The organism is Actinomadura mexicana (assembly GCF_900188105.1).
Taxonomy (GTDB): domain Bacteria; phylum Actinomycetota; class Actinomycetes; order Streptosporangiales; family Streptosporangiaceae; genus Spirillospora; species Spirillospora mexicana.
The window spans coordinates 66020-89415 of sequence record NZ_FZNP01000024.1; the positions used below are offsets into that span (position 1 = coordinate 66020).

The 23396-nt window shown below is 73.9% G+C and carries 22 protein-coding genes; 11 read left to right on the forward strand and 11 right to left on the reverse strand.

The window, feature by feature from the left end; all coding sequences use genetic code 11:
* Window positions 1-5 precede the first annotated feature (5 nt).
* Entirely contained in the window at window positions 6-1334 is a 1329-nt protein-coding gene (locus CHC11_RS37225) for an AAA family ATPase (RefSeq protein WP_425427377.1), read from the forward strand.
* Window positions 1335-1364: 30 nt separating this feature from the next.
* On the opposite strand, the gene CHC11_RS37230 is transcribed toward CHC11_RS37225, so the two are convergent.
* The gene (locus tag CHC11_RS37230; protein ID WP_089316592.1) at window positions 1365-2153 is read right to left on the reverse strand and encodes an ABC transporter ATP-binding protein; all 789 of its coding nucleotides are present in this window, start codon (window positions 2151-2153) and stop codon (window positions 1365-1367) included.
* A 168-nt stretch (window positions 2154-2321) separates the two neighbouring features.
* On the opposite strand from CHC11_RS37230, the gene CHC11_RS37235 reads away from it, so the two are divergent.
* From CHC11_RS37235 to CHC11_RS37245, 3 genes are all read left to right on the forward strand, one after another.
* Window positions 2322-2861 (forward strand): hypothetical protein, encoded by a 540-nt coding sequence (locus CHC11_RS37235; RefSeq protein WP_245920252.1) that lies wholly within the window; start codon window positions 2322-2324, stop codon window positions 2859-2861.
* 101 nt (window positions 2862-2962) lie between these two features.
* Window positions 2963-3652 (forward strand): thioesterase family protein, encoded by a 690-nt coding sequence (locus CHC11_RS37240; RefSeq protein ID WP_089316594.1) that lies wholly within the window; start codon window positions 2963-2965, stop codon window positions 3650-3652.
* 165 nt (window positions 3653-3817) lie between these two features.
* Entirely contained in the window at window positions 3818-4000 is a 183-nt protein-coding gene (locus CHC11_RS37245) for a hypothetical protein (RefSeq protein WP_143227447.1), read from the forward strand.
* A gap of 33 nt (window positions 4001-4033) precedes the next feature.
* Here CHC11_RS37245 and CHC11_RS37250 read toward each other — a convergent pair whose 3' ends face one another.
* Together CHC11_RS37250 and pip are read right to left on the reverse strand one after the other, a co-directional pair.
* Window positions 4034-5566: a coiled-coil domain-containing protein gene (locus CHC11_RS37250; protein WP_089316596.1), complete on the reverse strand. Its 1533-nt coding sequence runs from the start codon at window positions 5564-5566 to the stop codon at window positions 4034-4036.
* A 27-nt stretch (window positions 5567-5593) separates the two neighbouring features.
* Window positions 5594-6595, reverse strand: coding sequence for a prolyl aminopeptidase (pip, locus tag CHC11_RS37255; protein ID WP_089316629.1), 1002 nt, complete (start codon window positions 6593-6595; stop codon window positions 5594-5596).
* A 79-nt stretch (window positions 6596-6674) separates the two neighbouring features.
* Here pip and CHC11_RS37260 point away from each other — a divergent pair, with 79 nt between their 5' ends.
* Complete coding sequence (locus CHC11_RS37260; protein WP_089316597.1) at window positions 6675-6899, forward strand: hypothetical protein; 225 nt, start codon at window positions 6675-6677, stop codon at window positions 6897-6899.
* On the opposite strand, the gene hrpA is transcribed toward CHC11_RS37260, so the two are convergent.
* Window positions 6896-10828, reverse strand: a complete 3933-nt coding sequence (hrpA, locus tag CHC11_RS37265; RefSeq protein WP_089316598.1) for an ATP-dependent RNA helicase HrpA — start codon at window positions 10826-10828, stop codon at window positions 6896-6898. The genes CHC11_RS37260 and hrpA overlap by 4 nt on opposite strands.
* A 218-nt stretch (window positions 10829-11046) precedes the next feature.
* Between hrpA and CHC11_RS37270 the strand changes: the two genes are divergently transcribed.
* Window positions 11047-12468 (forward strand): serine/threonine-protein kinase, encoded by a 1422-nt coding sequence (locus CHC11_RS37270; protein ID WP_179279195.1) that lies wholly within the window; start codon window positions 11047-11049, stop codon window positions 12466-12468.
* Between the two features lie 14 nt (window positions 12469-12482).
* On the opposite strand, the gene CHC11_RS37275 is transcribed toward CHC11_RS37270, so the two are convergent.
* Both CHC11_RS37275 and CHC11_RS37280 read right to left on the reverse strand, forming a co-directional pair.
* Window positions 12483-13391: an SDR family oxidoreductase gene (locus CHC11_RS37275; RefSeq protein ID WP_089316600.1), complete on the reverse strand. Its 909-nt coding sequence runs from the start codon at window positions 13389-13391 to the stop codon at window positions 12483-12485.
* The gene (locus tag CHC11_RS37280; protein ID WP_089316601.1) at window positions 13388-14161 is read right to left on the reverse strand and encodes an SDR family oxidoreductase; all 774 of its coding nucleotides are present in this window, start codon (window positions 14159-14161) and stop codon (window positions 13388-13390) included. The genes CHC11_RS37275 and CHC11_RS37280 overlap by 4 nt, the downstream gene beginning before the upstream one ends.
* Window positions 14162-14272: 111 nt before the next feature.
* On the opposite strand from CHC11_RS37280, the gene CHC11_RS37285 reads away from it, so the two are divergent.
* Genes CHC11_RS37285 through CHC11_RS37300 form a run of 4 tightly spaced genes read left to right on the forward strand, consistent with a single transcriptional unit; the run spans window position 14273 to window position 17701 of the window.
* Entirely contained in the window at window positions 14273-15019 is a 747-nt protein-coding gene (locus CHC11_RS37285) for an enoyl-CoA hydratase family protein (RefSeq protein WP_089316602.1), read from the forward strand.
* Window positions 15016-15879 carry a CoA transferase subunit A gene (locus CHC11_RS37290; protein ID WP_089316603.1) on the forward strand — a complete coding sequence of 288 codons (864 nt, stop codon included), beginning with the start codon at window positions 15016-15018 and terminating at the stop codon, window positions 15877-15879. Before CHC11_RS37285 ends, CHC11_RS37290 begins: the two co-directional genes overlap by 4 nt.
* Window positions 15876-16607 (forward strand): CoA-transferase subunit beta, encoded by a 732-nt coding sequence (locus CHC11_RS37295; RefSeq protein WP_089316604.1) that lies wholly within the window; start codon window positions 15876-15878, stop codon window positions 16605-16607. Before CHC11_RS37290 ends, CHC11_RS37295 begins: the two co-directional genes overlap by 4 nt.
* Window positions 16604-17701: an NAD(P)H-dependent flavin oxidoreductase gene (locus tag CHC11_RS37300; RefSeq protein WP_089316605.1), complete on the forward strand. Its 1098-nt coding sequence runs from the start codon at window positions 16604-16606 to the stop codon at window positions 17699-17701. The genes CHC11_RS37295 and CHC11_RS37300 overlap by 4 nt, the downstream gene beginning before the upstream one ends.
* Here the strand turns inward: CHC11_RS37300 and CHC11_RS37305 are convergent.
* Window positions 17698-18318: a TetR/AcrR family transcriptional regulator gene (locus CHC11_RS37305; protein ID WP_089316606.1), complete on the reverse strand. Its 621-nt coding sequence runs from the start codon at window positions 18316-18318 to the stop codon at window positions 17698-17700. The genes CHC11_RS37300 and CHC11_RS37305 overlap by 4 nt on opposite strands.
* A 66-nt stretch (window positions 18319-18384) precedes the next feature.
* Here CHC11_RS37305 and CHC11_RS37310 point away from each other — a divergent pair, with 66 nt between their 5' ends.
* On the forward strand, window positions 18385-18966 hold the full coding sequence (locus CHC11_RS37310) for a peroxiredoxin-like family protein (RefSeq protein WP_089316607.1): 582 nt from the start codon (window positions 18385-18387) through the stop codon (window positions 18964-18966).
* A gap of 31 nt (window positions 18967-18997) precedes the next feature.
* Here CHC11_RS37310 and CHC11_RS37315 read toward each other — a convergent pair whose 3' ends face one another.
* The 4 genes from CHC11_RS37315 to CHC11_RS37330 form a co-directional block, all read right to left on the reverse strand.
* On the reverse strand, window positions 18998-19978 hold the full coding sequence (locus tag CHC11_RS37315) for a quinone oxidoreductase family protein (protein ID WP_089316608.1): 981 nt from the start codon (window positions 19976-19978) through the stop codon (window positions 18998-19000).
* Window positions 19978-20988: an aldo/keto reductase gene (locus tag CHC11_RS37320; protein ID WP_089316630.1), complete on the reverse strand. Its 1011-nt coding sequence runs from the start codon at window positions 20986-20988 to the stop codon at window positions 19978-19980. Before CHC11_RS37320 ends, CHC11_RS37315 begins: the two co-directional genes overlap by 1 nt.
* 107 nt (window positions 20989-21095) lie before the next feature.
* Window positions 21096-21956: a helix-turn-helix transcriptional regulator gene (locus CHC11_RS37325; protein ID WP_089316609.1), complete on the reverse strand. Its 861-nt coding sequence runs from the start codon at window positions 21954-21956 to the stop codon at window positions 21096-21098.
* 259 nt (window positions 21957-22215) lie between these two features.
* Window positions 22216-23394, reverse strand: coding sequence for an acyl-CoA dehydrogenase family protein (locus CHC11_RS37330; protein WP_089316610.1), 1179 nt, complete (start codon window positions 23392-23394; stop codon window positions 22216-22218).
* Window positions 23395-23396: the final 2 nt, after the last annotated feature.

Consider the following 23396-nt stretch of genomic DNA (forward strand, 5'->3'; position numbering starts at 1 on the left):
CGCCGGTGGCGGCGCCGGACCCGGAGCCCTCCCTCGACCCCGGCGACGCCGCGGCGCGGGTCGTCGACGGCGTCCTGGCCGACCTCGGCGGCGGGCACCGCGGCGTGGTGGTCGACTCCCCGCCGGGCGCCGGCAAGTCGACGCTGGTGGTCCGCGCGGCCGCGCACCTCGCCGAGGCCGGCGAGCGGCTGATGATCGTGGCGCAGACCAACGAGCAGGTCGACGACCTCATCGACCGGATCGCCGCGAAGCACCCCGGCATCACGCTGGGACGGCTGTCGGCGTCGGGCTACGTGCCGTCCGAGCGGGTCATGGCGCACCCCTCGGTGCGGGTGGCGCAGAAGGCCGACGACCTCGCCGAGCACACCGTCGTCATCGCAACGGGCGCCAAGTGGGCCACGCTCTCGGACGGGTCGTGGCCGTGGGCGATCGTGGACGAGGCGTACCAGATGCGCTCGGACCTGCTGCTGCGCATCGCCGGGCGGTTCGAGCGGGCGCTGTTCGTCGGCGACCCCGGCCAGCTCGACCCGTTCTCCACCGTCGAGGTCGAACGCTGGGCGGGCCTGACCTGGGACCCGATGCGCAGCGCCGTGTCGGTCCTGCTGGCGCACAACCCGGAGCTTCCCGTCCACCGGCTGCCGGTGTCCTGGCGGCTGCCCGCGTCGGCGGCGCCGGTCGTCTCGGAGGCGTTCTACCCGTTCACCGGGTTCCGCGCCGGGACGGGGCCGGGCGACCGGAGGCTGGAGTTCGCCGCGCGCGGCATGGGCACGACCTACGACCACGCGCTCGAGGAGGCGGCGGCCACCGGCTGGGCCCTCTACGAGCTGCCGGCGCGGCACACGCTGCGCACCGACGCCGAAGCCGTCCGGGCGACGGCGGCGCTCGCCGTGCGGCTGCTGCAACGCGGCCCCGTCGCCCACTCCGAGCTGGGCTCGAACCCGGTGGACGCCGCGCGCGTCGCGATCGGCGCGGCCCACCGCGACCAGGTCACCGCGATCCGCGCCGCGCTCGGCCCGCACGGAGAGGGCATCACCGTCGACACCGCCAACCGGCTCCAGGGCCGCGAGTACGACGTGACGGTCATGCTGCACCCGCTGTCGGGGCGCCGCGACGCGACCGCCTTCCACCTGGAGTCTGGGCGGCTGTGCGTGCTGGCGTCGCGGCACCGCCACGCGTGCGTCGTCGTGGCGCGGGCGGGCATCCCCGAACTGCTGGACGCGCATCCGTCCGCCGAGCCGGTGCACCTCGGCGTGCCGGTCAAGTTCCCGGACGGGTGGGAGGCGAACCAGTCGGTCCTGGCCCACCTGGCCGGGCACCGCGTCGCCGGCGGCTAGCCGGGAACCGCCGGAGCTCGGGGCGGCCGGTCAGGCCCGCCCGGCTGTCGCGGCCCACCGCCCGTGGTGCCGGCCGATGGTGATCGGGTGGTCGAAGCACGCGCTGACCAGCTCGGTCGTGAGGACGTCGCCGGCCGGTCCGGACGCGAGCACCCGGCCCTCGCGCAGCAGCAGCGCGTGGCTGGTGCTGACGGGCAGCTCCTCCAGGTGGTGCGTGACGAGCACGGTGGTCAGGTCGGGCCGCTCGGCGCGCAGCCGGTCGAGGCCGGCGAGCAGCCGCTCCCGGGCGGCGACGTCCAGCCCCGTGGCGGGCTCGTCGAGCAGCAGCAGCGGCGGGTCGGGCATCAGCGCCCGCGCGATCAGCGTGCGTCCCCGCTCCCCCTGCGACAGGTTCGGCCAGCGGGCCTCCGTGCGGGGCGTGAGGCCCATCAGCGCGATCAGCTCGTCCGCCCGGCGCAGGTCCTCCTCGGCCGGCGTCCAGCGCGGGACGAGCTCGATGGTGCCCGTCACGCCGGTCAGGACGATCTCGCGCACCGTCCGCGCGGACTCCAGGGGGTGGCGCGGATTGACCTGCCCGATCAGCCTGCGCAGCTCCTGGACGTCCACGCGGCCGAGCCGGCGCCCGAGGATCTCCGCCGTGCCCCGCGTCGGGTGGGTGTAGGCGCCGAGGACGCCGAGCAGCGTGCTCTTGCCGGCCCCGTTCGGGCCGATCAGCGCCCAGTGCTCGCCGCGCAGCACCGTCAGCGAGACGCGGTCGAGCAGCGGCCGCCGCTCGCGCACCAGATCGATCTTGTCGGCGTTCAGCACGACGTCGGGCACGGGACCTCCCGTTCGAGAGCACGGTATGAGGGCACGCGGGTGGATGTGGGCGTGCGGACGCGGGAGACCGGGGTCGCCGGGGCGGATGCGTCGGTGAAGGGTCCTCAACGTACCCGAACGCCGCGGCCTGGTACGAGCGAGGTGTCCGGCCGGATACTGTGAGAGCCGGTGCCTCAGCGATCGGGGAGGGACATGGAGGACCTCGGCTTCATGTGCGCCCGCTGCGGCGGCGAGGTGCACGACGTGACGCACAACCGCGAGGGCTCGCTCGACGGCGTCGGCTACCGCCACAACCGGCGGGTGGAGCCGTGGGACCACGAGCTCGAGCTCGCGGTCGGCGAGCCCGCCCCGCTCGACCAGGTGTGCGACTTCTGCGGTGTGGCCGCGCCGCGCTGGCTCTACTACCCCACGCTCGACCCCGACGACACCGACATGTTCGAGGTAGAGCTCGACACCACGCACCTGTCGGACGACGACACCGCCGTGGCCGTCCTGAACATGCTCTATCCCTGGTATGGGTGCGACACCTGCTCCGTCCTCGTCGCCGACCGGAACGTCGACCTGCTCATCGCCCGCGCTCTCGACCGCACCCCCGTATCCGCGGACGGTCCCGTCGACGAGGAGACCGTCCGGGCCCGCCTGCGCGGCTCCCTCTCGGTCTTCTTCACCACCCGTCCGGGCAGGCCGCAGCCTTCCCGGGCCGTGTAGCGCGGGCGCGTCCGGCTACCCCCGGGGGGGTGGATTGTCGGCGGGGCTCAATATGATCGGTCCCGTTTTGGTTTGACGGATGTGAGCACGGGGGAAAAGAAATGATCATCGAGAGGCGGTTCCACGGGCCGGACGGGTCCGGGAACGGCGGGTACGTGGCGGGGCGCCTGGCGGGGAGGGTGCCGATCGACACGGTGACGGTGACGCTGCGGCGGCCGCCGCCGCTGGACACCGAGCTCACCGTCACGGTCGAGGACGAGCGCGGGCACAGCGCCCGGCTGTGGGACGGCGAGCGGCTCATCGCCGAGGCTCTCGCGGGGGCGATCGTGGTGCCGCCCGTCGCGGCGGTCACGTTCGAGGAGGCTCTGACGGCGGCGGAGAAGTACCGGGCGGCGGAGAACCACCCGTTCCCGGGCTGTTTCGTGTGCGGGCCGGAGCGCGAACCCGGTGACGGGCTGCGGCTCGAACCGGGGCCCGTCTCCGAGGGCGCCGTCGCGGCGCCGTGGGTCCCCGAGCGGGTGCCCGAGCGGGAGCTGGTGTGGGCCGCGCTGGACTGCCCCGGCGGCTGGTCGTTCGACGTGGCGGGCCGCCCGGCGGTCCTCGGCACGATGACGGCGCAGGTCATGGACGTGCCGGAGGCAGGTGAGCGGTGCGTCGTGATGGGGCTCGCGCGCAGCCGCGAGGGCCGCAAGATGCACGCGGCGACCGCCCTGTACGGAGCGGACGGGCGGCTCCTCGGCCGCGCCGAGCAGATCTGGATCGAAGTCGATCCCGAGACGTTCGGGCGCTGACCGGCCGGCCGACGATCCGACGGCGCAGCCGCCCGGGTCCGCCAGTTTCGGCGAAGTGTGTCGTCCGACACTGTCACTCGTGCCGGATCCGCTGTTCAATCTGAGCTTCCGCGGAAAACGGGAGGCGGATCGATGCGCGGTGACGGGTTACTCATCGTGGGGCTGGTGGCACTGACCGTGTACACGGGGGCTTACTGGGAGCAGGCTCGCCGCGCCGCGGTGGACATGGGGCGGAGCCATCGGAGGGTCCCCTCGCCGCGGCGGACCGCGGCGAGGGAGCGCGACCAGGTCCTGATGTCCGCCTCGGTGGCGGCGCTGGCGCTGGTCCTGGTGGTCGGCCTCGGCTGAGCCCGGACGGCGCGGCCGCCCGGGCCTGGACGGTCAGGGGCCGGTGAACAGGGGGTCCTCCCAGTCCACACCATTGAGGGAGCGGCCCTGGTTCGGGGGGTTGCCGCCCGGGGCGGGATGGCCGCCGGTGGTCGATGCCGGCGTCCCGTTCGGGGCGGGAGGCGGGCTCGGGACGGGGGCCCCGAGGGGGACCGGCGCACCGGAGCGGGCCGGGGGGCCGCCCGGGAAGGGGCCGCCGATCGGGGGCGGGCCCGGTGGCATGCCGGGCGCCGGGGCGGTGCCGGGCGCGCCGGTGGGCGGCACGGCGGGCGGGGGCCCCGGGTGGCCGCCGCCGGACATCCGCCCGCCGGGCGGGAAGTTCGACGACAGCGTGTTGTGGGTGAGCTGGTCGATCTGGCGCCGGGCGCGGTCGGCCTCGGCGCGGGCGGCGTCGCGCTCCTCGGCGAGGGCGGTCAGCGCCGCCTGCTGCTCGGCGACCGACTGCGACAGCTGCCGCAACTGCACCGCCTGGTCGTTGACCTTGGTGCTCAGCTCCTCCCGCTCGGCCGTCGCGGCCGTGGCCTGTGCCAGCGCGGCGTCGCGCTCCTTGGAGGCCTCGTCGGCGCGGGCGTTGGCGCGGACGACCTGCGCCTCGGCCTCCGACTGCGCGCGCATGGCGGTGGTGCGCTCGGCCTCGGCCTTGCTGGCGGCCTGCATGGCGCGCTGCCGCTGGGCCTCGGTGTCGCGCATGGCGTTGCGCAGGTCCTCGGCGCCCTGCTTGGCGACCGCGGCCTCCACCCGCTGCGCCTCGGCGGCGCCCTCCGCCTCGGCGAGCTTGGCGTGCAGGCCGACGAGCTCGGCCCGCGCGGCCTCCAGCGCGGCGAGCAGCTCGGTCTCCCGGGCCGCGACCCGGTCGCGCTCGCTCTCGGCGGCGAGCTTGGCCGTCATGGACTGCTGCGCGATCTGGTGGGCCTCTTCCCACGCCTGCTGCGCGGCGTCGCGCTTGGCGGTGGCGAGCTTGGCCTCCTCGCGGGCGCGCCCGGCTTCCCCCTCGGCGGTCTCCGCGCGCTTGCGGGACGAGACGGCCTCGTGCCATGCCTCCTCGGCCTTGCGCTGGGAGGCGTCGCGCTCGCTCTGCGCGATGGCGAGCTCGCGGGCGGCCTCGGCGCGCACCTCGGCGACGCGGCGCTCCACGCCGGCGACGCTCAGCTCGGAGGTCAGCGAGTCGGCGAGCGCGTCGGCGGCCCGCTCCATCCGCTCGACGATCTCCCACGCCGACGCGACCTGCCCGGTGAGGCCCGGCGCGTCCCGGCCGCGGTCGCGGCGCTCGCGCGCCTCGCGGGCGCAGGCGCCGTCGTTGTCCTGGCAGTAGCGGACGGTACGGGTGGCGCCGACCGGCTGCGGGACGGGCCGCCCGCAGTTGGCGCACGGCCAGACCGCGACCGGGTCGCCCATGCGCGCGACCGCGGTCTCGACGGCAGCCCCGGGCCCCGTGCCCCTGTGAGCCGAGCCCTCGGAGACCGCGCCCTGGGGAGCCGCGGCCATCTCCTCGGGGCCGCTATTGTCGCGCTCTTCGCTGTTAGGCATGGAATGAACCTTACGCACCCCCGCGCGTCACTGCAGTGACTTGGGTGGTACATGTGGGGGCGGCCACTTCGCGGAAAAGTGAGCGGCGAAAGCGTCGGTGGCCTCGATGAGGCGGTCGCGCGTGCCGGGTTCGCCGCCGCCGTGCCCGGCGTCCTCGACGATGTGGAACCTCGCCTCCGGCCACGCGCGGTGCAGGTCCCACGCCTGCTCCAGCGGTGTCTTCATGTCGTAGCGCCCGTTCACGATCACGGCGGGGATGTGCCGGACGCGGTCCACGCCCGCGAGCAGGCCCCCGGCCGGGAGGAAGCCCCCGTTCGCGATGTAGTGGTTCATGATGCGGGCGAAGGCCACCACCACCGCGTCGTCCAGCTCCGGCGGCGGGACGGGCAGGAGCGTGTTGGCCGCCATCTCCCACGCGGCCCAGGCGCGGGCGGCGGGTAGGCGGACGCCCGGGTCCGGGTGGCCGACGCGGCGGCCATAGGCGGCCAGCAGGTCGTCCTGCTCGGCGGGCGGGATCGCGTCCCGGAACGCCGCCCACTCGGCCGGGAAGAGGCGCGCCGCACCGGTCGGGGCCAGCCCCCACGGCTCGTCCCACGGACGGACGAGGTAGATGCCGCGCAGCACCATCGCGCTGACCCGGCCGGGATGCGTCTGCGCGTACGCGAGCGCCAGGGTGCTCCCCCAGCTGCCGCCGAACACGAGCCAGCTCTCGATCGACAGGTGCTCGCGCAGGCGCTCCATGTCGGCCACCAGGTGCGGCGTGGTGTTGTGGTCGAGCGACACCGCCGGGTCGCCGGCGCCCGGCAGGCTCCGGCCGCAGTTGCGCTGGTCGAACAGCACGATGCGGTACCGGGACGGGTCGAAGAACCGCCGGTGGTCGGGCAGGGCTCCGCCTCCGGGCCCGCCGTGCAGGAACACCGCGGGCAGTCCGTCGGGATTGCCGCAGGTCTCCCAGTGGACACGGTTGCCGTCGCCGACGTCCAGCAGCCCGGAGTCGTAGGGCTCGATCGGTGGGTAGTACTCCCGCAAGGCCATGTCCCAGTATCACCCGATAATGATCATGGGTCGACCCGCCGCTCCCCCGCCCGCGTGACGCTACCCTCCCGGCATGACGCAGCCGACATGCACGCAGTGCGAGGGCGAGGACCTCGAACAGGGCTTCATCGAGGACGCGGGCGAGGCCTCCCGGGGCTACGCCCGCTGGATCCTCGGGCCGCTGGAGAAGGGCGTCTTCGGCGGAGCGAAGCGCATGGGCCGGCCCCGCCGGCAGATCGACGCGCTGCGGTGCCGCCGGTGCGGGCACCTGGAGCTGTTCGCGCGCACTCCCGGCTAGAGCTGGGCCATCGCCTTGCGGATGCGCTTGTCGGAGACGGGGTAGCGGGTGCCGAGCTGCTGGGCGAAGAGGCTGACCCGCAGCTCCTCCAGCATCCAGCGGATCTGCCGGGCCGGCTCCTCCTCGCGCCGGGCCGGATGGAGCCGGCGCAGGGTCTGGTCGTACTCCTGCGTCAGGACCTCGACCTGGTGCGCGAGCATGCGGTCGCGTCCCGGGTTCTCGGGGAGCTTGTCGAGCCTGACCTGGAGGGCGCGCAGGTAGCGCGGCAGATCCGGCAGCCGGGCCCAGCCGGTCGCGGTGACGAACCCCGGCCGGACGAGCGTGCCGAGATGGCCGCGGACGTCGGTGAGCGCCGGGACCAGGGTGAGGCTCGCCGTGCCGCGCAGCCGCCGGTCGATCTCGTGCGCCTCGGCGAGGATCCGCTCGACCAGGCCGACGATCTGGGCCGTCGCGTCGTACAGGTCGGCGCGGACCCGGTCGTACAGGGAACCGTAGCCGTCCTCGTCCCACGCGGGCCCGCCCGCCTCGGCGATGAGCCGGTCGGCGGCGGCGGTGACGCAGTCGTCGAACAGCGCCGCCACGGAGCCGTGCGGGTTGTGGCTGAGCGCCAGCTTGCCCTGGTTGGTCAGGCGGCCCTGGATGAGCTTCACCGGCGACGGCGCGTTCAGCAGGATCAGCCGCCGCGTGCCGAGCCACATCGCGCGGCGCTGCTCGGCCTCCGTCTCGTACATGCGGACGGCGACGGTGCCGCCCTCGTCGGTGAGCGCGGGATAGGCCTTGACGTCGTAGCCGGCCTGGTTGCGCTCGTAGGTGCGGGGCAGCTCGCCGATCGTCCACGCGGTGAGCCCGGACCGCTCGATCGTGGACGCCGCCTTGGACAGCGTCCCGCGCACCTTCCCGGCGAGACGGCGTTTGAGCTCGTCCAGGTCGGTGCCCTCGCCGAGGGCCCGGCCCGCCGCGTCCACCACCCGGAACGTGATGCGCAGGTGGGCGGGCAGCCGGGACGGGTCCCACACCTCCCGCGCGACCGGCACGCTCGTCATCGCGGTCAGCTCGCGCTCCAGGGCGTCCAGCAGGGGCTCGGTGCGCGGTGCGACGCGGTCGAGGATCTTGCGGGCGTAGTCGGGCGCCGGGACGAAGTTGACGCGCAGCTGCTTCGGCAGCGACCGGATCAGCTCGGTGACCAGTTCGGTGCGCAGGCCCGGCACCTGCCAGTCGAAGCCGGCCGGCCGCACCTGGTTGAGGACCTGGACGGGGATGTGCAGGGTGACGCCGTCGGCGTCGGTGCCCGGCTCGAACTGGTAGGTGAGGCGCAGCCGCAGCGCGCCCTGCTGCCAGACGTCCGGGTAGTCGGATTCGCTGACCCCGCCCGCGGACTCGTTGATGAGCATCGACTTCTCGAAGCCGAGCAGGTCGGGGTCGGCGCGCCGGGCGTTCTTCCACCAGGAGTCGAAGTGCCGCCCGGAGACGACGTCCTCGGGGATCCGCGCGTCGTAGAAGTCGAAGAGGGTCTCGTCGTCCACGAGGATGTCGCGGCGCCGGGCGCGGTGCTCCAGCTCCTCCACCTCGTCCAGCAGGGCGCGGTTGTCGTGGAAGAACCGGTGGTGGGTCTCCCAGTCGCCCTCGACGAGCGCGTGCCGGATGAACAGCTCGCGCGCCAGCGCCGGGTCGATGGCGCCGTAGTTGACGCGGCGGTCGGCGACGATCGGAACCCCGTAGAGGGTGACCTTCTCGCGCGCCATGACGGCCGCCTGCTTCTTCGACCAGTGCGGCTCGCTGTAGTCGCGCTTCACCAGGTGCTGCGCGAGGGGCTCGACCCACTCGGGCTCGATCCTGGCGTTGATCCGCCCCCACAGCCGGGACGTCTCGACCAGCTCGGCCGCCATCACCCAGCGCGGCGGCTTCTTGAACAGCGACGACCCCGGGAACACGGCGAACTTCGCGCCCCGGGCGCCGAGGTACTCCTGCCCGCGCCGCTGCTTGTCCTTCTTGTCGGCGTCCATCAGGCCGATGTGGGAGAGCAGGCCGGCGAGCAGCGAGGTGTGGATGCGGTCGGGCGGCGCGTCGGCGGTGTTGAGCGTGACGCCGAGCGACTTGGCCACCTGCTTGAGCTGGCCGTGCAGGTCCTGCCACTCGCGGATGCGCAGGTAGTGCAGGAACTCGTTCTTGCACATGCGGCGGAACGCGCTGCCCGACAGCTCCGCCTGCTGCTCGCGCAGGTAGTTCCACAAGTTCAGGTAGGCGAGGAAGTCGGAGCCGGGGTCGGCGAACCGGCGGTGCCGCTCGTCGGCGGCCTGCTGGTTCTCGGCGGGGCGCTCGCGCGGGTCCTGGATGGACAGCGCCGCCGCGATGATCAGTACCTCGCGGACGCAGCCGTTGCGGTCGGCCTCCAGGATCATGCGCCCGAGCCGGGGGTCGACGGGCAGCTGGGCGAGCCGGCGGCCGAGCCGGGTGAGGCGCTTGCGCGGGTCCTTCTCGGCCGGGTCGATCGCGCCGAGCTCGTGCAGCAGGTCCACGCCGGCCTTGATGTTGCGGCGGTCCGGCGGCTCCACGAACGGGAACGCGGCGATGTCGCCGAGGCCGAGCGCGGTCATCTGCAGGATGACCGACGCGAGGTTGGTCCGCAGGATCTCCGGCTCGGTGAACTCCGGGCGGGACTCGAAGTCCTCCTCGGTGTACAACCGGATGCACACGCCCTCGGAGACACGGCCGCAGCGGCCCTTGCGCTGGTTCGCCGAGGCCTGCGACACCGGCTCGATCGGGAGCCGCTGCACCTTCAGCCGGTGGCTGTAGCGGGAGATGCGCGCGGTGCCGGGGTCGACGACGTACTTGATGCCGGGGACCGTCAGCGACGTCTCCGCGACGTTGGTGGCGAGCACGACCCGCCGCCCGCGGTGCGGCTGGAACACCCGGTGCTGCTCGGCCGACGACAGCCGCGCGTACAGCGGCACGACCTCGGTCGTCCCCCGCTGCCGGGTGAAGTGCTTGGTGAGCGCGTCGGCGGTGTCGCGGATCTCCCGCTCGCCGCTGAGGAACACCAGGACGTCGCCGGGCCCCTCGCGGCCGAGCTCGTCGACCGCGTCGACGATCGCCTGGACCTGGTCGCGGTCGGGGTCGGCCGACGGGTCGTCCGGGTCGGTGACGGGGCGGTACCTGACCTCGACCGGGTAGGTGCGCCCGGACACCTCCACGATCGGCGCGTCCCCGAAGTGCGCGGAGAACCGCTCGGAGTCGATCGTCGCGGAGGTGATGACCACCTTGAGGTCGGGCCGCCGGGGCAGGATCTCCCGGACGTAGCCGAGGAGGAAGTCGATGTTCAGGCTGCGCTCGTGCGCCTCGTCGATGACGAGCGTGTCGTACTGGCGCAGCAGCCGGTCGGTCTGGATCTCGGCGAGCAGGATGCCGTCGGTCATCAGCTTCACGAGCGTGTCGTCGCTCGACCGGTCGGTGAAGCGCACCTTGTAGCCGACCGCGTCGCCGAGCTCGGTGCCGAGCTCCTCGGCGATGCGGTCGCCGACCGTCCGCGCGGCGAGCCGCCGCGGCTGGGTGTGGCCGATGGTACCGAGCACGCCCCGGCCCAGTTCGAGGCAGATCTTGGGGATCTGGGTGGTCTTGCCGGAGCCGGTCTCGCCCGCGACGATCACGACCTGGTGGTCGCGGATCGCGGCGAGGATGTCGTCCTTCTTCTTCGACACCGGCAGCTGCGCCGGATAGGTGATCGCGGGCACGGCGAGGCGCCGCCGCTCGACCCGCCGCTCGGCGGCCTCGACGTCGGCGGCGATCTCCTCGGCGACCCTGGCCCGGCGCGCGGCGTCCCGCGTCTTCTGGGCGCCGTCGATCCTGCGGCGCAGCCGGTGCTGGTCGCGCAGCATCAACTGCGGCAGGCGCGCGCGCAGGCCGGCGAGCGGCGATTCCACACTCGTCCCCATAACCATCGACAAGGATAGGGTTCCAGGCCCCCCGGGCCTCACTGACCCCACAACCTTCGCACCGTAGCCGGAACACGCCGCGTGGGGCGATCCATTATCCGGCCCCTACAACGCCGTGCCGGGAGCGTGCATTCCGCCGTCCGCGGCCACATCGAGTACCTGATCCTTCACCCGAAGCCACTGCGCCGGGCCTCGTCCATCATTCATGATTGGGAGACGTGGAGACCCCGATCGCCGCAGGGCGCTACCGGATCGACGGCCACCTCGGATCCGGCGGCTTCGCCTCGGTCTGGCAGGGGCACGATCCCGACCTCGACTCCCCCGTCGCGATCAAGATCCTGGCCGGGCACTGGACGCTGCGCACCGACGTGCGGGACCGGTTCGTCCAGGAGGCGCGGCTGCTGCGCCGCGCCGACTCGCACCGGCTGGTGCAGGTCTTCGACATCGGGGAGCTGCCGGACGGCCGGCCCTACTTCGTGATGACCTACGCCGACCGCGGCACGCTGGCCGAGCGGCTCGCCGGCGGGCCGCTCCCGCCGGGCGAGGCGCTGCGCACCGCCCAGGAGATCATCCGGGGCGTGCAGGAGCTGCACGACCTCGGCATCGTGCACCGCGACGTGAAGCCGTCCAACGTGCTGCTGCGGTCGGCGCCCGGCGGCGGCGAGCGCATCATGATCGCCGATCTCGGCATCGCGCGCACCGGGGAGCACCTGTCGAGGCTGACGCTCCCCGCCGGCTCGCCCGGTTACATGGCGCCCGAGCAGACGCAGGTGGACGGCGCGCCGGACCGCCGCGCGGACGTCTACGGGCTGGGCGCGCTGACCCACCACCTGCTGACCGGCGAGCCGCCCGCCGTGCCGCCGCGCCCGCCCGGTCAGAACCGGGCCGCGATCCCTTCCGGGGTCAGCGCGGCCGTGATGCGCGCGCTCGATCCCGACCGGGAGAAGCGCTGGGCGTCGGCGGCCGACTTCGGGGCGGCGCTGGCGCGGGCCTCCGGGGAGACGCGCACCGGCGCCCTCGCGACGAGGAGGCGCCCGCCGGGAGCGCGCCCGCGCGGCCGGCGGCGGGCGGGCGCTGCAGCCGGGGCGGCCGCCGCGGTGGCCGTGGCGGCCGTCGCGTTCGTGGGGCTCCCCCACCAGGGCGACGGCGGCGGCACGGCGCCGCAAGAGCGGAACCGGCAGTGGCTGCGGGCGGGATCCGACGTCCCCGCCCGCTACCGGGACCTGATCGTCCAGGCCGGGACGTGGTGCGAGCTGCGCGGGCTGAGCCCGACGCTGATCGCGGCGATGCTGAAGGCGGAGAGCGGCTTCGACCCGCACCTGTCCGACCCGGCGCGCGACGAGTACGGCATCGCCCGGTGGACTCCGCACGTGCTGGCGTTCTGGCAGCCGGGCGGGCTCGACAACCCCGAGCCGAGGCCAGCCCGGATCACGCCGGAGCTGTCGATCCCCGCGATGGGCCGGTTCCTGTGCTACTGGGGAAAGGACCTGAAGAACCTCCCGGGCGACCCGGCGCTGAACCTCGCCGCCGCCTACCGCACTTCGGCCACGACGGTCATCAAGACGGGCGGTGTTCCGGCCAGGGTCCGGCCCTACACCGAGAAGGTGCGCCGGTACATGGACGGCTACCGTCCCCAGTGAGGCGCGGGCGCCGGTCAGCCCGCTCCGTACACCGGTTCTGGGGCGGGGGCCTTCGCCAGGAGGTCCTCGACGACCGCCCCGACCTCGGCCGGGTCCCACCTCGCGCCCTTGTCCGCGACCGGGCCGTGGCGGAAGGCGTCCATCACGCAGATCCTCCCTCCCTCGGCCTCGAAGATTCGCCCGGTGACGTCCCGCGACTGCGCGGAGCCGAGCCAGACGACGAGCGGCGAGACGTTCTCGGGCGCCATGGCGTCGAACTCGCCCTCGGCGGGGGCGGCCATCGTCTGCGCGAAGACCTCCTCGGTCATCCGGGTGCGGGCGGCGGGCGCGATGGCGTTGACCGTCACGCCGTACCGGCCGAGCTCGGCGGACGCCACGAGCGTCAGCCCGACGATGCCCGCCTTCGCGGCGGAGTAGTTGCCCTGGCCGACGCTGCCGAGCAGCCCGGCGCCGGAGGAGGTGTTGACGACGCGCGCGTCCACGGCGCGGCCGGCCTTGCTCTCGGCCCGCCAGTACCGCCCGGCGTGCTTGAGCGGCAGGAAGTGCCCCTTGAGGTGCACGCGCATGACGGCGTCCCACTCGTCCTCGCCGAGGTTGACCAGCATCCGGTCGCGCAGGAACCCGGCGTTGTTGACCAGGGTGTCCAGCCGCCCGAACGCGCCGGTCGCCGCGGCGACCAGCGCGGCGGCGCCCTCGTCGGTGGCGATGTCGTCGGTGCTGGCGACCGCCCGCCCGCCGAGCGCCTCGATCTCCCGTACGACGTCGTGGGCGGGGCCCTCGGAGGCGTCGCCGGTGCCGTCGCGCGCGACGCCGAGGTCGTTGACGACGACGAGGGCGCCCTGCCGGGCGAACTCCAGCGCGTGCGCGCGGCCGAGGCCGCGTCCGGCGCCGGTGACGGCGACCACCCGGTCCTTGCAGATCATCGCGTTTCCTCCTTGTTGACGGTGGCGGCGTCCAGGAAGGCGGGGCGCTCTCCCCCGCCGTGCACCTGCATCGACGAGCCGGTCACGTAGGACGCCAGGTCGGACGCCAGGAACACGCAGGCGGCGCCGATGTCGTAGGGGTCGGCGAGGCGGCCGAGCGGGACGGTCCTCGCCACCGCCGCGACGCCGTCCTCGTCCCCGTAGTGCAGGTGCGCCAGCTCGGTGCGGACCATGCCGAGGATCAGCGTGTTGACCCGGATGTGCGGCGCCCACTCGACGGCCAGGGACTGGGTGAGGTTGTGCAGCCCCGCCTTGGCGGCGCCGTAGGCGGCGGTGCCCGGCGACGGGCGCACCCCGCTCACGCTGCCGATGTTGATGACCGAGCCGCCCCCGGCCCGCATGATCAGCGGCTGCAGCGCGCGGGCCATGATCAGCGGCGCCGTCAGGTTCAGTTCCATGATCTTGACGTGGGTGCGCAGGGCGCCGTCGGCCACCGGCAGGTACGGGGCGCCGCCCGCGTTGTTGACGAGCACGTCCACGCGGTCGAGGCCGTCCGCGAAGGCCTGCACGGCGTCCGGGTCGCGCACGTCCAGCGAGGCGAACCGGGCGGTCCGGCCGCCGGCCTCGGGCACCGTGTCCGGCTCGCGGCGGGCGACCGCGACCACGGCGGCGCCGGCCTCCAGGAACGCGCGGCTGATCCCGGCACCCACCCCCCGCACGCCCCCCGTCACCACGACGGTCCTGCCCTCCAGGTCGAGCGTCAGCGACATGCCGCCTCCGCCTGCGAGTGACCTGCCGCCTCCGGCTCCGATGACATTCCGCCTCCTCCGTACGGCTCTGCTACCGTCTGTTCTAACAAATGTTTGGTGGAAAGGTAGCGCATGGGAGTCTCCACCACGACCCTGGACGGGGTCGCCGAGATCGTCGTGGACGCGCCGCCGGTCAACGCCCTGACCGTCGCGGGCTGGTACGAGCTGGCCGACGCGGTGCTCGCGGCGGGCCGCGACCCCGGGGTCGGCGCCGTCGTGCTCCGCGCCGAGGGCCGGGGCTTCAACGCGGGCGTCGACATCAAGGAGATGCAGAACACCGAGGGCCACGCAGCGCTGGTCGGCGCCAACCGCGGCTGCTTCGCGGCGTTCGCCGCCGTCTACGACTGCGAGGTCCCGGTCGTGGCCGCGGTGCACGGCTTCTGCCTCGGCGGCGGCGTCGGCCTCGCCGGCAACGCCGACATCGTGATCGCCTCGCGGGACGCCTACTTCGGCCTGCCCGAGGTGGACCGGGGCGCGCTCGGCGCCGCCACCCACCTGGCCCGGCTCGTCCCGCAGCACCTGATGCGGGCGATGGTCTACACGTGCCGCAACGTCACGGCCGAGGAGCTGCACCACCACGGCTCGGTGCTGGAGGTCGTCCCGGCCGGGGAGCTGCGCGCCAAGGCGATCGAGGTCGCCACGGGCATCGCCGCCAAGGACCGGTACGTGATCCGGCGCGCCAAGGAGTCGCTCAACGGCATCGACCCGGTCGACGTCAGGCGCAGCTACCGCTACGAGCAGGGCTTCACTTACGAGCTGAACCTCGTCGGCGCGGGCGACGAGCACCGCGACGCCTTCGTCGCCAAGGGGGCCCGATGAGTTCCAAGGTGATGTCCGTCGAGGAGATCGCGGGGTCGCTGGAGAGCGGCATGACGATCGGCATCGGCGGCTGGGGCTCGCGGCGCAAGCCGATGGCGCTGGTCCGGGCGATCCTGCGCTCCCCCGTCACCGACCTCACCGTCGTCGCCTACGGGGGGCCGGACGTGGGGCTGCTGTGCGCGGCGGGCAAGGTCCGCCGGCTCGTCACCGCGTTCGTGACGATGGACTCGATCCCGCTGGAGCCGCACTTCCGGCAGGCGCGCCAGTCCGGGGCCATCGAGCTGACCGAGTACGACGAGGGCATGTTCATGTTCGGGCTGTACGCGGCGGCGCACCGGCTGCCGTTCCTGCCCACCCCGGTCGGCCTCGGCTCCGACGTGATGAAGGTCAACCCGGAGCTGCGGACGGTCCGGTCGCCCTACGAGGACGGGCAGGAGCTCGTCGCCGTCCCCGCGCTGCGCATGGACGCGGCGCTGGTGCACATGAACCGCGCCGACGCGCGCGGCAACGCCCAGTACCTCGGCCCCGACCCGTACATGGACGACCTGTTCGCCAAGGCGGCCGACCGGACGTACGTGTCGTGCGAGCGGCTCGTCGACACCGCCGCCTTCGCCAAGGAGGGGCCGGTGCAGTCGCTGCTGATCAGCCGGTCGCAGGTGGCGGGAGTGGTGGAGACGCCGAACGGAGCCCACTTCACCGACTGCCTGCCCGACTTCGGGCGGGACGAGGCGTTCCAGAGGCTGTACGCGCAGTCGGCGGCCGATCCGGACAAGTGGTCGGCCTTCAGCGAACGGTTCCTGTCCGGCGACGAGGCCGCCTACCAGGACGCGGTCCGGGTCTGGCGGGAGGAGGCGCGATGAGCGAGGCGACCAGGGCCGAGGTGTGCGCGGCCGCGTGCGCGGACCTGTTCCGGGGAGACGGGGAGATCGTCGCGGCGGCGGTGGCCGGGTTCGTCCCCATGCTGGGATCCCGGCTGGCGCGCGCGACGTTCGCGCCCGACCTGCTGACCACCGACGGCGGGCCGTCGCTGAGCGCCGAGCCCGTCCCGCTCGGCGCGCAGGCCGGGACGGTCGAGGGCTGGCTGCCCTTCCGCGACCATCTGTGGCTCGTCCTGAACGGGCGGCGGCACGTGGTGATGGGGCCGAGCCAGATCGACGCGCACGGCAACACCAACATCTCGTGCATCGGCGACTGGAAGCAGCCCTCGCGGCAGCTCCTCGGGGTGCGCGGCGGACCGGGCAACACGCTGCTGAACACGACGAGCTACTGGGTGCCGAAGCACTCGACGCGCGTCTTCACCGAGAAGGTCGACATGGTGAGCGGCGTCGGCTGGGACCGCGGCGCGTACGAGATCCGCGCCGTGGTGACCAACCTGGCCGTGCTCGACTTCGCCACCCCCGAAAGACGGATGCGGCTGCGCTCGGTCCATCCCGGCGTGCGCGTCGAGGACGTGCTCGCGGCGACCGGCTTCGAGCTCGCCGTCCCGGACGAGGTGCCCGAGACGCGGCCGCCGGACGCCGGGGAACTGCGGATCATGCGTGAGGTCCTCGATCCGAAGGGCCTGCGGGAGCGCGAGGTCCCCGCATGAGCGAGGCGAACGCCGGCCAGGTGCTCGACACTCCGCTGACCCGCCTGACGGGGGTGCGGCACCCGGTCGTGCAGACGGGCATGGGGTGGGTGGCCGGGCCGCGGCTCGTCACGGCCGTGGCGAACGCGGGCGGGCTCGGCGTGCTGGCGTCTGCGACGATGACGCTCGACCAGCTCGCGGAGGCGATCCGCGAGGTCAGGGACCGCACGGACGCCCCGTTCGGCGTCAACCTGCGGGCCGACGCCGGGGACGCGGGCGACCGCATCGACCTGCTCATCAAGGAGGGCGTGAAGGTCGCCTCGTTCGCGCTCGCGCCCAGGCGGGAACTGATCGCCCAACTGAAGGACGCCGGGCTCGTGGTGATCCCCTCGGTCGGCGCGCGGCGGCACGCGGAGAAGGTCGCGGGCTGGGGGGCGGACGCCGTCCTGGTGCAGGGCGGCGAGGGCGGCGGGCACACCGGCCCCGTCGCCACCACGCTGCTGCTCCCCCAGGTCGTGGACGCCGTCGACATCCCGGTGATCGCGGCCGGCGGCTTCTTCGACGGGCGCGGCCTCGCCGCCGCGCTCGCCTACGGCGCTGCGGGCGTCGCGATGGGCACCCGGTTCCTGCTGACGTCCGACAGCTCGGTGCCGGACGCGGTCAAGCAGGTCTACCTCCGGACAGGCGAGACCGTGGTGACGCGGCAGGTGGACGGCATGCCGCACCGCGTGCTGCGCAGCGGGCTGGTCGACGCGCTGGAGGACTCCGGCCGCATCGGCGGGCTGGTCCGGGCGCTGCGCAACGGCGCGCGGTTCAAGAAGCTGTCCGGCATGTCGTGGCGGGAGATGATCGCCGATGGGAAGGCGATGAAGCACGGCAAGGACCTGTCGTGGTCGCAGGTCCTGATGGCCGCCAATACGCCCATGCTGCTGAAGGCCGCCATGGTGGACGGCCGGCCCGATCTCGGCGTGATGGCGTCCGGGCAGGTCGTCAGCGTGATCGACGACCTGCCGGACTGCGCCGGCCTGATCGGCTCGATCGTGCGGGAGGCGGCCGAGGCCATCGCCGCGCAGCAGTCGTACCTGGCGGGCGGGCAGGGCCCCGAACCGGGCTAGGACGCGTCTTCGCCCAGGCCGCGCAGCACGGCCGCCAGGCCCCCGCGGAACTCCTCGTCGGGGCCGAGCCGGCGGCCGTGGTGCGCGGTCCGCGTCAGATGGGGGAACTCGTCGGCGGGCAGCCCTGCGATCACGGCGGTCCCCTCCCCTTTCAGCCCGGATAGGTGCTCCAACTGGATCGCGCCGATGATGTAGGCGATCAGCGCCCGTAGCGCGATCGCCGCGCGCGGGCCGGCCAGCCCCGCGTCGGCGAGGATGCCGGCGACCGTCTCGCCCCAGCACAGTGATCCCGCCGAGTCGTGCCTGCGCGTGAGCGTCAGCGGCATGATCGCCGCGTGGGCGCCGAACGCCTCCCGCAGCCGCAGGGCCATGGTCTCGATCCGCGCCTGCCAGGGCCCCGGGGGCGGCGGCGCTGGATCGACCTCGGCGTACACCAGGTCGACGACGAGCCCTTCCAGTTCTCCGCGGTCGCGCACGTACCGGTAGAGCGCCATGGTGCTCATCCCGAGTTCCGTGGCGACGGCGCGCATGGACAGCCCGGCGAGGCCGTCCCGGTCGATGACGGCGAGCGCGGCTCCCGCGAGCCGCTCGGTGCTGAGCGAGCGTGGTCGAGGCATGGCGCTTGACAGCGTACGGCATACGCTTACGATCGTAGGCGTACGCCATACTCTTAAGGAGCGCCCATGCACCTGGCACCCGGTTCCGATGTCCCCGCGCGGGAGCTGACCCCCGTGAGCGGTCCCCCGATCCCGGTCCCCGACCCCGGCCGCCTCGTCCACCTGCAGTTCCGCCGGTTCGCCGGCTGCCCGATCTGCAACCTGCACCTGCGCTCGATCGTGCTGCGGCACGGGGAGATCGAGGCCGCCGGGATCGGCGAGGTCGTCGTCTTCCACTCCTCCGCGGAGGAACTGCGCGAGCACGTCGACGGCCTGCCGTTCCCCGTGGTCGGCGACCCGGCCAAGCGGCTCTACGCCGAGTTCGGCGTCGGGTCGGCGCGGCGCGCCCTGATCGACCCGCGCGTGTGGTGGACGGTCGTCCGCGCCGTCGCCCGCGGCACCTGGGACATCCTCCGGCGACGTGAGCGGGCTCCCGGACTGTTCCCCGACGGCGGCCGCTTCGGTCTTCCCGCCGACTTCCTGATCGGACCCGACGGCAGGGTCGTCGCGGCCAAGCACGGCGAGCACGCCTACGACCAGTGGACGGTCGACGAGCTGCTGGCTCTGGCCGCCCAGACCCCGGCCCCCGGCCGGAGTGCGGCGAGATGACCGCCGTCCGGCCGGGGGCGCCTCCCGCGGGTCAGCCCCTGACCGCCAGGACGAGCTTGCCGGTGGTGGCGCCCGACTCGATGCGCTTGTGCGCCTCGGCCGCCTGCGCCAGGGGCAGCTCCTCGACCTGGACCCGCAGGTCGCCGGAAGCGGCGGCGGCGACCGCGCGGCGCAGGGCACGTCCGGCCTCGGCCGGTGCGACGCCCGCGAACGCCGCGAGGTTGAACCCGGACACCGTCTTGTTGGCGAACCACAGCTCGTTCGCCGGGACGCCCACGTCGTCGGCGCCGGACGCGTTGCCCATCACGACCATCCGGCCCATCGGGGCGAGGGCGTCCAGGCTCGCGCGGCGGGCCGGGCCGCCCACCATGTCCACGACGATGTCGAAGCCCCGTCCGCCGGTGAGGCCCCCGACCTCGCCCGGCAGCGCCTCGCGCAGGACGACGTCGTCGTAGCCGAACCCGCGCGCGGCCTCGATCTTGGCCGGGCCGCCGACCGTGCCGGCCACCCGGCCGGCGCCGAGCAGCCGGGCGGCCTGGCCGAGCTGGCTGCCGACGCCCCCGGCGGCCGCGTGCACCAGCACGGCCTCGCCCGGCTCGATGCGCGCGACGCGGTCCAGCACGAGGAACGCGGTGGCCCCGTTGGACGGGACGGCCGCGGCGACGTCCAGGCCGAGGTCGAGGCCGTCCAGCGGAGCGACGAGGTCGGCGGAGGTGACCGCGACCTCGGCGTAGCCGCCGCTGTCGACGATCGTCAGCGCGGCGACGGGCTGGCCCCTGCGCAGCCCCTCGACGTCGGGCCCGACCGCCCGGACGTGCCCGGACACCTCGATGCCGGGGACGAACGGCAGCGGCACGTCCACGACGCCCCGCCGGTACAGGACCTCGGCGAAGGTCGCGCCCGCGTACGCGACGTCGATGGACACCTGGCCGGGCCCCGGCTCGGGGACCTCGACCTCGGCCTGGCGCAGCACGTCCGCGGCGCCGAACTCGGGGATCGTGACGGCCCGCATCAGTACCGCCCTCCGACGGGCGCGGGGACGCCGTCCAGCTCGGCGAGGTCGGCCCCGGTGAGGTCCAGCGCCGCGGCACCGGCGTTGTCGCGCAGGTACTTCTGCTTCTTGGTGCCGGGGATCGGGATGACGTGCTCGCCCTGCGCCAGCGTCCAGGCGATGGCGACCTGCGCCGGCGTGGCGCCGTGCCGCGCGGCGACCGCCTTGACCACGTCGACGATGCGCAGGTTCGCCTTCAGCGCGTCCTCCTGGAAGCGCGGGTTGCCGCCGCGGAAGTCGGTTTCCTCGAAGTCGGCGGTGGTGACCGTCCCGGTGAGGAAGCCGCGGCCGAGCGGCGAGAACGGCACGAACGCCGCGCCGTTCGCGGCGCACCAGCCGACCACGTCGCCCGGCCCCTCCGCCGGCCCGGTGGTGTCGCCCGGCAGAGTGCCGGACATCCCCCCGGACACGCCCAGTGCGTCGCGGGTCCACAGCGACATCTCCGACTGGACGGCCGCGACCGGGTGGATCGCGTGCGCCTCGGCGGCCTGCGCGACACCGACCTCCGACAGGCCCAGCCTGCGGACCTTGCCCTCGGCGACCAGCTCGGCCATCGCGCCCCACGTGTCGGCGAGGGGCACCTGCGGGTCGACCCGGTGCAGGTAGTACAGGTCGATCGCGTCCGTGCCGAGCCGGCGCAGGCTGTCCTCGGCGGACGCCTTGACGTGCTCCGGCGTCCCGTTCCGGACGAGGTTCCGGGTGTCCGGCGACTCCACGACCAGGCCCGTCTTGGTGGCGACGACCGCCTCCTCCCGGCGTCCCGCCAGCGCCCGCCCGACGAGGGCCTCGTTGTGGCCGTCGCCGTAGGGCTGCGCGGTGTCCAGGAACGTCACGCCGAGGTCGAGCGCCTCCCGGATCAGCGCCACCGAGGCGTCGTCGTCGCGCTCCGACTCGGTGTAGGCCCAGCTCATGCCCATGCACCCGAGCCCGACGGCGCCCACCGGCGTCCCGCCGAAGTCCCGCGTCCTCATGATGTCTCCTTCGTTGCCCATGAGGACGATCGTGCTGGACGGGCCCGAGGACAGACAGAGTCGGCTCATCCTGGGTGTGGCACCACCACTCTGGGCGGAGGGCCGGGTCAGCCGGCGGCGGCGAGGTCGCGGCGCGCCATCAGCCGTTCGAGGCGCTCCTGCGTGCCGGTGCCGGGACGCGGGTTGTGCAGCACCAGGTGGTGGCCCGGACGGTCGGCGAGCGGCAGCAGCGTGCCCTCGAAGACCAGCTCGCCCGCGTCCGGGTGCCTGATGCCCTTGACCGCCTGGGCGCCCGCGCTCACCTCGTGGCGGGGCCACAGCTCGGCGAACTCCGGGCTGACCGCCAGCAGGTCCTCGATGATCCGGCCGAACTCGGGGTCGTCGGGGTAGCGGGCGGCGTCGGCGCGGAAGCGCGCCACGACGTCGGGCGCGGCGGCGGCCCAGTGGGTGTGCATCGACCGGTACCGGACGTTGGTGAAGTAGGTGACCAGGCAGTTGTGGTCGATGTCGCCGTACCCGAAGACCTCGCGCGCCGCGTCGTTGATCGCGACGAAGTTCCAGTGCCGGTCGCGGACGTAGGCGGGGCGCGGCGACCAGGCGTCCAGCACCCGCTGCAGCTCGGGCGTGATCGGCACGGCGGGGCCCGCCTCCGCCTGCGGCGGGTTCAGCCCGGCGAGCAGGTACAGGTGCTCGCGCTCGGCGCGGTCCAGCCGCAGGGCCCGCGCGATCGCGTCGAGGACGTCCCCGGACACCTTGATGTCGCGGCCCTGCTCCAGCCACGTGTACCAGGACACTCCGACCCCCGCGAGGACGGCGACCTCTTCGCGCCGCAGGCCCGGCGTCCGGCGCCGCCCCGCGTCGGGCATGCCGACGTCGGCGGGGGCGAGGCGGGCGCGGCGGGTGCGCAGGAAGTCGCGCAACTCCTCCCTGCGGCGGCCGGGGGCTGAGGCGGGGGTCTGGCTGGCCATGCCGCCACGATATCCGGCGGCCCGGGGGCGGCGCGGTCGCAGGTCGCGATGGTGCGGCGGTCAGGCGACCGCGCCGGCGGTGCGCAGGGCCGCGATGGCGGCCTCGCCGCGTCCCAGCTCGCGCAGCACGGCGTCGGTGTGCTCGCCGAGTGCCGGGACCGGGTCCCCCGCTACGGTCCGCGCGTCCCGTGGCCGGACTTCTCGACCACGATCAGCCGGGGGTCGCGGGCGCGAAGCCCGCCGGCGCCGCCCGCCGCGCTCACCGCTCCTCCAGCAGCCTGCGGCCGATGATCATTTTCTGGATGTCGGCGGTGCCCTCGCCGATCAGGAGCATCGGGGCCTCCCGGTACAGGCGCTCGATCTCGTACTCCCTGGAGTAGGCGTAGCCGCCGTGGATGCGGAACGCGTCCTCCACGACCTCCTTGCAGTACTCGCTGGCCAGGTACTTCGCCATCCCGGCCTCCAGGTCGTTGCGCTCACCGGAGTCCTTGCGGCGCGCCGCCATCACCATCATCTGGTGCGCGGCCTCGACCTTGGTCGCCATCTCGGCCAGGCGGAACAGGACGGCCTGGTGCTCGGCGATCGGCCTGCCGAACGTCTCGCGCTGCCGCGCGTAGGCCAGGGCGAGCTCGTAGGCGCGGCGGGCCACGCCGCAGCCGCGCGCCGCCACGTTGACGCGGCCGACCTCGACGCCGTCCATCATCTGGTAGAAGCCGCGCCCGGGCGTCCCGCCCAGGACCTGCGCGGACGGGATCCGGTAGGAGTCGAAGAGCAGCTCGGTGGTGTCGACGCCCCTGTACCCCATCTTGTCGATCTTGCCGGGGACGGTGAGGCCGGGCGCGACCTCGCCGAAGCCCGGGTCCTTGTCGACCAGGAACGTGGCCATGCCCCGGTGCCCCGCGTCGGGGTCGGTCCTGACCAGCGTCGCCACCAGGTTGGCCGAGCCGCCGTTGGTCAGCCACATCTTCTGGCCGTCGATCACGTAGTCGTCCCCGGCCGGGACGGCGCGGGTCCTGATGGCCGAGACGTCCGAGCCGCAGCCCGGCTCCGACATCGAGAACGCGCCGCGGATCTCGCCGGTCGCCATCTTCGGCAGGTAGTGCGCCCGCTGCTCCGCGGTGCCGTGCTGGGCGATCATCCAGGCGACGATGAAGTGGGTGTTGACGATGCCCGACACGCTCATCCAGCCGCGCGACAGCTCCTCCACCACCAGCGCGTAGGTCAGCAGCGACGCGCCGAGGCCGCCGTGCTCCTCGCCGATCGTCAGGCCGAAGAGCCCGAGGTTTTTCATCCCGTCCACGATCGCCTGCGGGTAGGCGTCGGCGTGCTCCAGCTCGGTCGCGACCGGGAGGATCTCCTTGTCGACGAACGCCCGGACGGTCGCGATGATCTCCCGCTGCTCGTCGGTCAGCCCGTGGGTCTGCTGCAGCCTGCTCACGT